Raw genomic sequence first — 8,698 nt, 5'->3', positions numbered from 1 at the left:
CCCGTTGCGGCTGGGCATCGAGACCGGCGCCGTTGCCGACCAGCCACTGCTCGCCCTTGCCCTCCTCGCCCACCAGGAACAGGAACAGGTTGCTGGCCTCGTCGCGGTACAGGCACAGGCCATTCACCGGGTAGTCACGCGGCGGCAGATAAACCGGCGGGCCCCAACTGCGCTGGTCAGCATTGAGGCTGACCAGCATCGCTTGCTGACGCGCATTGTCGAGGCTCGCCACCAGCACACGGGCGCCAAGAGCGCGGCTGTCCAGGCCAGTGAATGACCCTTGCAGACGCGCCAGTTCCGCGCCTTTGGGGTTGAGCAATAGCAGGCCATCGCGCTGACTGGCGGCCAGGCGTCCAGGGCCGGTCGGCAGGAAAGCCACGGCGTCGACCTTGAGGTTCGGCGCCCAGGGCGTGAGTGTCAGGTTCGCCGGGCCAGCCATGGCCTGGGTGACGCTCAGGCTGATCAGGGCGGCCAGCAGGCAACGGGAGGGTGATAAAAAAAGGCTCATGAACAGGCAATTTCCTTGTGATGCGTACAACCGGATGGCTGCGGCGGCTGCCATCCCGGGCTTAGAAGTGGGTGAAGGTCAGGCCGAGCTTGAAGGTCGGGCCGTACTCTTCGTACTGCCCGTTGTAGGCGCGGTGCCCGGTGTAGACGAAGTACGATTCGTCCGTAAGGTTCTGCGCCTCGAAGCTCACTTGCAGGTCCTTGGTCAGCGAGTAGCGCGCGCTGAAATCGACGAAGGTCTGGGCGTCAACGTGCAGGTCGTGGGCCTTGTCATTGATCGACGCCAGTTCGTAGAGGTAATCAGACTTGTAGTTGGCGGACAGGCGCAGGCTAAGCTTGTCGTCCTCCCAACCGAGCATCAGGTTGCCGACGGTGTCCGACTGGCTGGGCAGATCGATGCTGCGCTTGCTGTTGGTGCCGGTGGCGGCGTCGAAGCCTTTGATCTGGGCGTCGGAGCGGCTGAAGGTGGTGTTGGCACCTATCAATAGGCCGTTCCACGGCGCGGGCAGCCAGTCGAATTTCTGCGAGTAGGCCAGTTCCAGGCCATAGAGTTTGGCGCTGTCGCCATTGGCGAAAGTGTGCGCCTCGGCGAAATCGACCCACGCACCGGTACCGGCAAGGTCAGTGTTGTAGACAAAGTTCTTGATGTCCTTGTAGAACACGAAAGCCGAGACGGTGCCGGCGCGGCCCATGAAGTGCTCGATGCCCAGGTCGAGGTTGCTCGACTCCAATGGTTTGAGGTCTGGATTGCCAAAAGTGGCCTCGTCGTCGTCGATGACAAAGCCCGGCGCCAGCTGGCCGAAGGTCGGACGTACCACCGACTTGGTCCAGGCCGCGCGAACCTGAGTGTTCTTGTCCAGCTGATAACGCGCATGCAGCCCCGGCAGCCAGTGGTGATAACGACGCTTGGTGTCGGTGGCCTGGAATTCGCCATCGGTGGCACCGGTGCCCTTGGCTTGAAACTCGGTGCCTTCGTAGCGCATGCCGGCTATGAAACGCCAGTCGTCGATGTCGATGGTGTTCATCAGGTAGCCGGCGTTGATGTCCTCGCTGATCTTGAAGTCGTTGACCCGTGACTCGGTCTCGTCGTAGAAATCGTCGCGATTGAGGCCACCGATCAGGTCCTTGATCGCACTGGCGCTGATGCCCGGTCCAAACCGGCTGAGGCGGTAGTCGACGGTGCCTTTCTGGAACTGCGTCAGGTTGAGTTGCTGGTCATTGAAACCCAGGTCATCGAAGTCTTCATAGACCCAGGCGTCGAGGTCATTGTCCTTGTTGCGACGACTGACCTTGCCGCCGAATTTGACCTGGGACGCGTAACCCTTGAGGTCATAGTCCCGAGCCAGGTCAAGACGTAGATTCTTTTCGGTGTCGGTAGTGCGCTGTTTCTCCCAATCGACCTTGTCGAGGCTGAAATTGCCCGGGTCGTAGAAGCCCTGGCCGATGATCGGGCGCGGCTTGTCGTTATCGTAGAAGCCGCTGTCGGCAAAGTCATCGGTGCCATCGAACGCAGCATTGCCAATATGCCCCGGGCTGTCTTCGCTGGAGCGGCTGTAGCCGGCCTGCCCGCTCAGAGTCCAGAGACCGAACAGGCGCTCGCCGCCCAGCACGTAGGACTGGATTTCCTGAGTTTCCTCGCGCTGCTTGAGTTTGCGTGAGCCTTCGGTATCGCCGGTCTCGGCGGCGGCCAGCGGATCGGCGAATTCGAACGCAGTGGAGTTGCGTGTTTCGCTGTCCTTGTAGCGGCTGTAGAGCGTTCGCAGATAATAGCTGCTGAGGTCGTCGGGCTTGTAATCGAAGTTGAGTCCACCGCCCGCCCGTTCGCGACTGATGTCGTAGTGCCGTTGCTCGAACTCCTGCAGCCTGGGCCCTTGCTCGAAGTTCCAGGCACCGCCGGTTTCGACGTTGTCCGAACCGAAATCGCGCTTCTGCCAGCTCAATGCTGCGGCGACGCCGAAGTTGTCGATGCCGTCGCCGAGGCTGAAACGGTTACTGGCGGCACCGGAAAATTTCGGACTGGTCTGGTGGGTGTTCTTGTCGTAGCTCGCTTCAGTGCTGCCTGTATAGAACAACCCCTTGTGATCGAAGGCCGAGAGACTTTGCACATCGACCGTACCGCCCAGGGAGTTGGCGTCCATGTCCGGGGTCAGGGTCTTGATAACCGACAACGACTGCACCAGTTCCGAGGGCAACACGTCGAGGGCCACGGCGCGGCGTTCGCTTTCCGGCGAGGGCACCAGCGTGCCGTTGATGGTCACACTGTTGAGGTCCGGCCCCAAGCCACGCACGCTGACAAAGCGCCCTTCGCCCTGGTCACGCTCGACGCTGATTCCAGGCAGGCGTTGCACCGCTTCGGCCACGTTTTCGTCAGGGAGCTGAGCCATACCGTCGGCGTGCACCACGCTCTTGATGCTGTCGGAGCTGCGCTGTTCCTTGAGCGCCTGATCAATGCTCGCGGCCTGCCCCACGACCTGCACGTGTTCAGTGGTGGTCGCTGATTCGGCGGCACTCAGCCGTTCGCTGGCGATCGCCATGGTCAGAGCGGTGAGCGTGAAACCAACGAACCCGGCCGTGCTGCTGCGCTTGTACATGAATGTCCTCCCCCAAGAGTCCGTTGACGCCAGGCAAGTGGCCCGGCAACTGGGAGGGCAAGCTAGGGTTGGGGGATGACGGTTCTGTGACACTGGTGGCGGGCAGTGCTTTAAAACGCGGTTTTGCGCGAGTCGGCGGGGGCAAATGAGCTGAAATGACCTGCCTGACGCTACCTTCGTGGCAACAGAGAACCCCTGTGGGGAGGGAGCTAGCTCCCTCCCCACAGGTTACTCACCAGCCAAGGACTCAAGAGCCAGATAAAATGTGCTTTGGCCTGAGCTGATTCGACCCCTCCCACCCGTCACCCGCCTGTCACAAACATCTGCTGTGCTGACGCGCATTGCCATTCGCCAAAGGATCACGGCCATGTTCTCTGTGCTCAAACCCCATCGTTGGAAACTCGCCCTGCTCCTGTTGGCGGCCAACCTCGGATTACTCCTGCACCTGGCTTGCGGCGAACTGAAAAGCGTCAGCGAATGGGTGTGGCTGGACATCATCGGCGAAGGCGGCTCGGCGCTATTGGCGCTGGTATGGCTGGGGCTGGTGCTCAAAAGTCGCCCCGCTGGCCGTGTGACCAATTACCTGGCCCTGGGCCTGAGCTGCATTTTTTTCTCCTGGTGGATCGACAGCCTCGACGAGTTCATCCGCTTGCCCGACAGCATCACCTGGGATCACTGGCTGGAATCCGGGCCGATGCCGGTCGGGATGATCCTGTTGACCATCGGCATCTATCACTGGCATCGGGAACAGCTGGCAATCAGCGCACAAATGGAAAAGCGCGAGAAACTGTTCCGCGAGCACCGGCTGTTCGACAAGCTCACGCCCCTCGGCGGTGCCGATTATCTCAAGCGCCAGTTGGCTGCCAGCCTGGCGCAAAGTCTGGCCCATGAGCAGCCGCTGTCGCTGATGGCCGTGGACCTGGACAATTTCACCGCGATCAATCAGGCGTTTGGGCATGCCGAAGGCGATGCCGTGTTGCAAGCCATCAGCCATTTACTGCTGCTCAACCTGCGCCGCCAGGACCTGCTGTGCCGGTTGGCCGGCGACCGTTTCGTGGTGCTGCTGCCCAACACCGGGGAAAGCCAGGCGCGCCTGTTGGCCCTGGAACTGCAACAGGCAGTCCATGGCCTGGCCCATAAAACCCGGCAGCACGGCGAGCGCTTGCAACTGTCCGCCAGCACCGCCGTGGTGATGGCTATGGACGAGGCACCCGACGTCTTGCTCAAACGGCTCAACCTGGCACTGGCCCGCGCCAAGCAGCCCCTGGCAAAAACGGCCTGAGGCGCGGCAATGGCTCTTAAAAACACCTGGTACGAAAGCGACACCCGTTTCATTCCCGGGCATTACCAACCGGCGACCCTGATCGACCTGGCGCTGTCCCGGGACATCGATAGCCATCGCCTGTTGCGCGGCACCGGGATGTTCCACGACGACATCCTGGCCGGACAGACGCGCCTCAGTGCGCAGCAATTTCTCGCCCTGATCGACAACAGCCGCCGCCTGCTCGATGCCGACGACAGCAGCTTTCTGTTCGGCCAGCGCTTGCTGCCCGGGCACTACGGCCCCGCCAGCCACGCTCTGCGCCATGCACAAAACCTGCATCAGGCACTCGACACCCTGGTGCAGCACCAGGCGTTGCTCAGCCCGCTGGCCGCGCCGCGCCTGGTGCTGGACGACCAGCACGCCTATTTTTACTGGCTGGACAGTTGCGGCGCTGGCGAGCAGTGGCGCTTCCTGCTGGAAGCGAGCATGACGTCGATCGTCGCCATGAGCCGCGCCCAGAGCGGCCAGCGCCTGCCATGGGAGTGCAGTTTCAGCCACGCCGAGCCGCGTTACATCGAACAATACTGGGTGCACTTGGGCGAAGACACGCAGTTCAAACGCCCACTGGACCTGATGCGCATCCCCCGCGAACACCTGGCCCGGCCGTGGCCCGACCGCTCGGCAACAGTCGGCCAGGTCGCCCGGCAGGAAGCCCAGGGGCAAATCGACCAGTTGGGTTTCACTTCAAGTTTTGTCGACTGTGTCTATCGCTACCTGCAGGCCCACGTACGCGAGGCCCCAAGCCTTGAACAGGCCGCGCAAGCCTTTGCCATGAGCCCGGCGACACTGAAACGCAAATTGCAGAAACACCACACCGGATTTCAGCAACAGGTGGATCTGGTACGCAAGCATGTAGCGCTGTACCTGTATCAAATCAAAGGCTTGAGCAACGAGGAAGTGGCCGAATACCTGAGTTTCAATGATGCGGCAAATTTCCGGCGCTCCTTCAAGCGCTGGACCGGCAGCACACCTAACCTGATTCGCCAGTTGTTCGGTTCCGGCACGGGATAGCGGGGGCGGATTTGAGGAAATGGATAAAGCCGATAAACACGCTGACGAAAAAATAGATAATGAAGCCACTCACCTGGATAAAGAGCGGCACAAGGGTGACCAGCACTTGGAGAAGGAGTTAACGAAAGATCTTCAGACATTCAAAGGCCCGGCCAACTGACCGGGCCTTCAATTTTTACTTGGCGGCGAGTCGGGTGCCACGCGGCGTATCAAGTTTAGCCTGCAACAACAACCATTCACGTTGAATTATCGCGTATGGGATAAACACACTGATGCGCTCGGCACCTTTAACCCCGGGATGGGCACTGACGTCGTGCAGCGTCGTGGAATAAAAGCCCATGTTGATCCCGACAATATTACCGTCGTTGCCAATCACCGGCCCACCAGACATGCCCTTGACCAGCGGCGCATCGTGAATGGCGTACAGGTCACCGCTCTTCTCATCGGTATTGATAAAAGGCGCCTGATACACCTTGCCCTTGCCGGTCGCGGTCGCCATGTAAGGGCTGGAGCCAACGGCAGTAATGGCCTCGCCTACCCGCGGCGCACGCCAGGCGGGATAGCGGCCATTGGCTTTGTGACGGATGAAGACCAGGTCACAGCCGGTGCTGCAGCTGTATTGCACGTTGGGGATCAGCGGGGTATGGCGAGTAGTCACAGCGTATTCCTCATTCCATTGCACAGCCGAAGCCATATACATATAGGGAAGAGGAAAGCCTGAAAAAACTGTAAAGTAAGAATCATTGGCGGCCCCCGAAAATTCGGGTTTCACCATGCCGTTGCATCCTGCGAGTACAGCTCCTATTAAAAAGCAGGCCATGATCTTGATCATGATAGTTCACCAACTTAATAGGGAGGATTAGACTGTTTTTTGTCGTCAATTTTTATGTTTTTTCAGGTTGTAGTCATCCTTGCCGAGGGCTCTGCACCGGTACTTTGTTATTTATGGTCGAGGTTCTTGAATCGTGAGCAAATGAATTGTGCTAAGTCCAATTGCTTTTCGTTACATAGACAACGAATTATTATTGACGCCTAAATAACGACATATAAAAGTCAATTGAACGGACTTTTCTATGACGCCGATTTTACAAAATGCGCAGGGAGGTTTCACAATTTGAACTAGGCTCAAATTGTCTTGGACACGCGAGTGCGAGTACCGATCATCCGATCGATGATTTCCTCCTGATTTCCGGGCCCTGACTGGCTCAAGGATTGCAAAGGACGCCGGTAGCTGCCCCAGAACAACGGATTTCTGACGCGACGGCAATTTAATTAACGAACAAGGACGCCAGCACTACGCTTGGTCAGTCACCGGGAGACGTATCGTGTCAACTCTCAATGAAATCGCAGCGAACCACGCGAGAATGGCTAAGGCAAAGGAAGCGGAGATCATCGCCCGGGGGGAGCGAGAGGTGCAGGTGGTGGGTGGGTTTGAAGTCACCACCCTTGAGGTGCAGCACATGCCGCTGCACCTGATTGCGGGAGCACAGGATAACCAGGCTAGCGGTTATGCGCTGTGACGAATAACCGTCGCCTTTACTGAATCAATAGCCACACGTGCACCACGAAGTTTTGCCCCGTGCAGCCGCGGCTGTCATCAGACGCCAAGTACAGCGCCATGCGTGCACCATCGCAGGCGCCGAGGCAGAATTTGAGCATTTGCTGGTCGATGAAATTCTAAGTGGGTCTGGATGAGCTGAAAATGAAGAAGCCCGACACTTGGTCGGACTTCTTGAGTGGACTATCCATCAAGGGATCGGGTGCTCACTGGATACCGAGTCGTTGGCATCCACATCGGTCATTTCTTCGTCGACAGGTGCCTCCTCATCAGCTGGAAACGGGACCTCGGTTCCACTCCTCCTTGGATCATGGCCTGTCTCGTTGTCAGTGCCGCCCGACACGCCCTGCTGGGAAATATTGCCTGGGGCATTCTCGTCGATTTCCATATTGGCTCTCCGTTCGTAATGCGCGGGAATTCCGTGCGTGTACATGAGAGAGGGCACACCGTCGCAAGTGCCCGTTTATGGACGAACGGGGCTTTGGAGGCCGGTCCACTGGGGCCATGGTGCTGCGTTTATCCAGGGAATGCGCATAAACTTTGACCACCATCGCGAGCAGGGTCGCTCTCACAGGTTCACACAAGCTTTGGCCTCACAGACGTCAAGCAGCGCCACCGACAAGCCGGCTCCCACAACTTCGCAAAATGCGGCTATCAACTTGCCGTTATCGGCTTTTTCGCCCCCTCCTGCATCCCTACAGTAAGTACGACTTCAACGGCGACCTACCCTCGCCCCGTTCAGGAATCGTGCATGTCCAGCCTGCCTTTGCGTATCGAACGGATCGACCCGCTCACGCCCCAAATCCGGCGCCTGATCCTGGTCGCCGATGCCAACCAGCCCCTGCCCGACTTCACCCCGGGCGCGCACATCGAAGTGCAGATACCAGGCAGCCAGACCCTGTGGCGTGCTTACTCACTGGTCAACGTACCGGGTAATCCGCACTACGAAATCGCCGTACAACTGGAAGACCCAAGCAGCGGCGGCTCGCGCTGGATGCACGGAGTACAGGTGGGCCAGCAACTGCTCATACGGCCACCGAACAATCATTTTCCATTGGCCGCCGACGCCTGTGATTACTTGCTGATCGCTGGCGGCATCGGCATCACGCCGATGCTCGGCATGGCCCGCGCACTCGCTGCCAGTCAGCAACCGTTCACCTTGCACTATGCCGGCCGGGACGCCAGTCGCATGGCGTATCTGCAGGAAGTCCAGGCCCTCGAATCCGCCCAATGCTGGATCAGCGGCGGTGACCCGGCTCGACGCCTGCCCCTGAACCGCCTGCTGCAATCCCAAGCCCCTGGGCGCCACCTGTACGTCTGTGGCCCCAAGTCGCTGATCAGCGCCGTGCTGCAAACGGCTCGCGAGCTGGGTTGGGACGAGCGTCTACTGCACAGCGAATTGTTCATAGGCAGCCTCGACACCCCGAGCGCTGGCGCCTTTGAAGTGCAGCTGCGTAGCAGCGGCGTGACGCTGCAGGTTCCCGCAGGGCAAAGCGTGCTGGAGGCGATGATCGAAGCCGGCCTCGACCCGATGTTCGATTGTCGTCGGGGTGACTGTGGAGTGTGCGTGGCCCAGGTCATCGAAGGCGTTGCCGAGCATCGCGACATCTGCCTGTCGGAGCGCGAACGGGCCACCGGCAGCTTCTGCACCTGTGTATCACGCGCATCCAGCGCTCGACTGGTTCTTGATTTGTAAGTGCGCCGCAG

Annotated in this window: 9 protein-coding genes and 1 pseudogene; 5 read left to right on the top strand and 5 right to left on the bottom strand. The window is 59.5% G+C overall.

Translation table 11 applies throughout. The features are described from left to right. Window positions 1-508 (bottom strand): annotated as a pseudogene (locus L9059_RS22285) (phytase); the annotation flags it as partial. Window positions 509-569: 61 nt separating this feature from the next. Beyond that, complete coding sequence (locus L9059_RS22280) at window positions 570-3,098, bottom strand: TonB-dependent receptor (RefSeq protein WP_247293065.1); 2,529 nt, start codon at window positions 3,096-3,098, stop codon at window positions 570-572. 367 nt (window positions 3,099-3,465) lie between these two features. Here L9059_RS22280 and L9059_RS22275 point away from each other — a divergent pair, with 367 nt between their 5' ends. From L9059_RS22275 to L9059_RS22265, 3 genes are read left to right on the top strand one after another with little or no spacing between them, the layout of a single operon-like run. After that, a complete protein-coding gene (locus L9059_RS22275) occupies window positions 3,466-4,380 on the top strand; it encodes a GGDEF domain-containing protein (protein ID WP_247293064.1) in 915 nt (304 codons plus the stop codon). A 9-nt stretch (window positions 4,381-4,389) separates the two neighbouring features. Beyond that, entirely contained in the window at window positions 4,390-5,433 is a 1,044-nt protein-coding gene (locus tag L9059_RS22270; protein ID WP_247293063.1) for an AraC family transcriptional regulator, read from the top strand. A gap of 19 nt (window positions 5,434-5,452) precedes the next feature. Next, window positions 5,453-5,593, top strand: a complete 141-nt coding sequence (locus tag L9059_RS22265) for a hypothetical protein (protein ID WP_247293062.1) — start codon at window positions 5,453-5,455, stop codon at window positions 5,591-5,593. Window positions 5,594-5,608: 15 nt separating this feature from the next. Here the strand turns inward: L9059_RS22265 and L9059_RS22260 are convergent, their stop codons facing one another. After that, a complete protein-coding gene (locus L9059_RS22260) occupies window positions 5,609-6,208 on the bottom strand; it encodes a serine protease (protein ID WP_247293071.1) in 600 nt (199 codons plus the stop codon). 550 nt (window positions 6,209-6,758) lie between these two features. Here L9059_RS22260 and L9059_RS22255 point away from each other — a divergent pair. Next, the gene (locus L9059_RS22255; RefSeq protein ID WP_247293061.1) at window positions 6,759-6,953 is read left to right on the top strand and encodes a hypothetical protein; all 195 of its coding nucleotides are present in this window, start codon (window positions 6,759-6,761) and stop codon (window positions 6,951-6,953) included. A gap of 16 nt (window positions 6,954-6,969) precedes the next feature. Here the strand turns inward: L9059_RS22255 and L9059_RS22250 are convergent, their stop codons facing one another. After that, window positions 6,970-7,092, bottom strand: coding sequence for an SDR family oxidoreductase (locus L9059_RS22250; protein ID WP_247293060.1), 123 nt, complete (start codon window positions 7,090-7,092; stop codon window positions 6,970-6,972). A gap of 89 nt (window positions 7,093-7,181) precedes the next feature. Continuing rightward, on the bottom strand, window positions 7,182-7,379 hold the full coding sequence (locus tag L9059_RS22245) for a hypothetical protein (protein ID WP_247293059.1): 198 nt from the start codon (window positions 7,377-7,379) through the stop codon (window positions 7,182-7,184). Between the two features lie 363 nt (window positions 7,380-7,742). Between L9059_RS22245 and L9059_RS22240 the strand changes: the two genes are divergently transcribed. Then, window positions 7,743-8,687, top strand: a complete 945-nt coding sequence (locus tag L9059_RS22240) for a PDR/VanB family oxidoreductase (protein ID WP_247293058.1) — start codon at window positions 7,743-7,745, stop codon at window positions 8,685-8,687. Window positions 8,688-8,698 lie beyond the last annotated feature (11 nt).

Source organism: Pseudomonas violetae (assembly GCF_023072615.1).
Lineage (GTDB): Bacteria > Pseudomonadota > Gammaproteobacteria > Pseudomonadales > Pseudomonadaceae > Aquipseudomonas > Aquipseudomonas violetae.
This window is presented reverse-complemented; position numbering and strand designations above follow the sequence as displayed.

What these genes read in the sequence shown, in the direction of transcription:
- L9059_RS22280 (WP_247293065.1), bottom strand. Translation starts at nt 3,098, where the DNA reads ATGTACAAGCGCAGCAGCACGGCCGGGTTCGTTGGTTTCACGCTCACC.
- L9059_RS22275 (WP_247293064.1), top strand. Translation starts at nt 3,466, where the DNA reads ATGTTCTCTGTGCTCAAACCCCATCGTTGGAAACTCGCCCTGCTCCTG.
- L9059_RS22270 (WP_247293063.1), top strand. Translation starts at nt 4,390, where the DNA reads ATGGCTCTTAAAAACACCTGGTACGAAAGCGACACCCGTTTCATTCCC.
- L9059_RS22265 (WP_247293062.1), top strand. Translation starts at nt 5,453, where the DNA reads ATGGATAAAGCCGATAAACACGCTGACGAAAAAATAGATAATGAAGCC.
- L9059_RS22260 (WP_247293071.1), bottom strand. Translation starts at nt 6,208, where the DNA reads ATGGTGAAACCCGAATTTTCGGGGGCCGCCAATGATTCTTACTTTACA.
- L9059_RS22250 (WP_247293060.1), bottom strand. Translation starts at nt 7,092, where the DNA reads ATGCTCAAATTCTGCCTCGGCGCCTGCGATGGTGCACGCATGGCGCTG.
- L9059_RS22245 (WP_247293059.1), bottom strand. Translation starts at nt 7,379, where the DNA reads ATGGAAATCGACGAGAATGCCCCAGGCAATATTTCCCAGCAGGGCGTG.
- L9059_RS22240 (WP_247293058.1), top strand. Translation starts at nt 7,743, where the DNA reads ATGTCCAGCCTGCCTTTGCGTATCGAACGGATCGACCCGCTCACGCCC.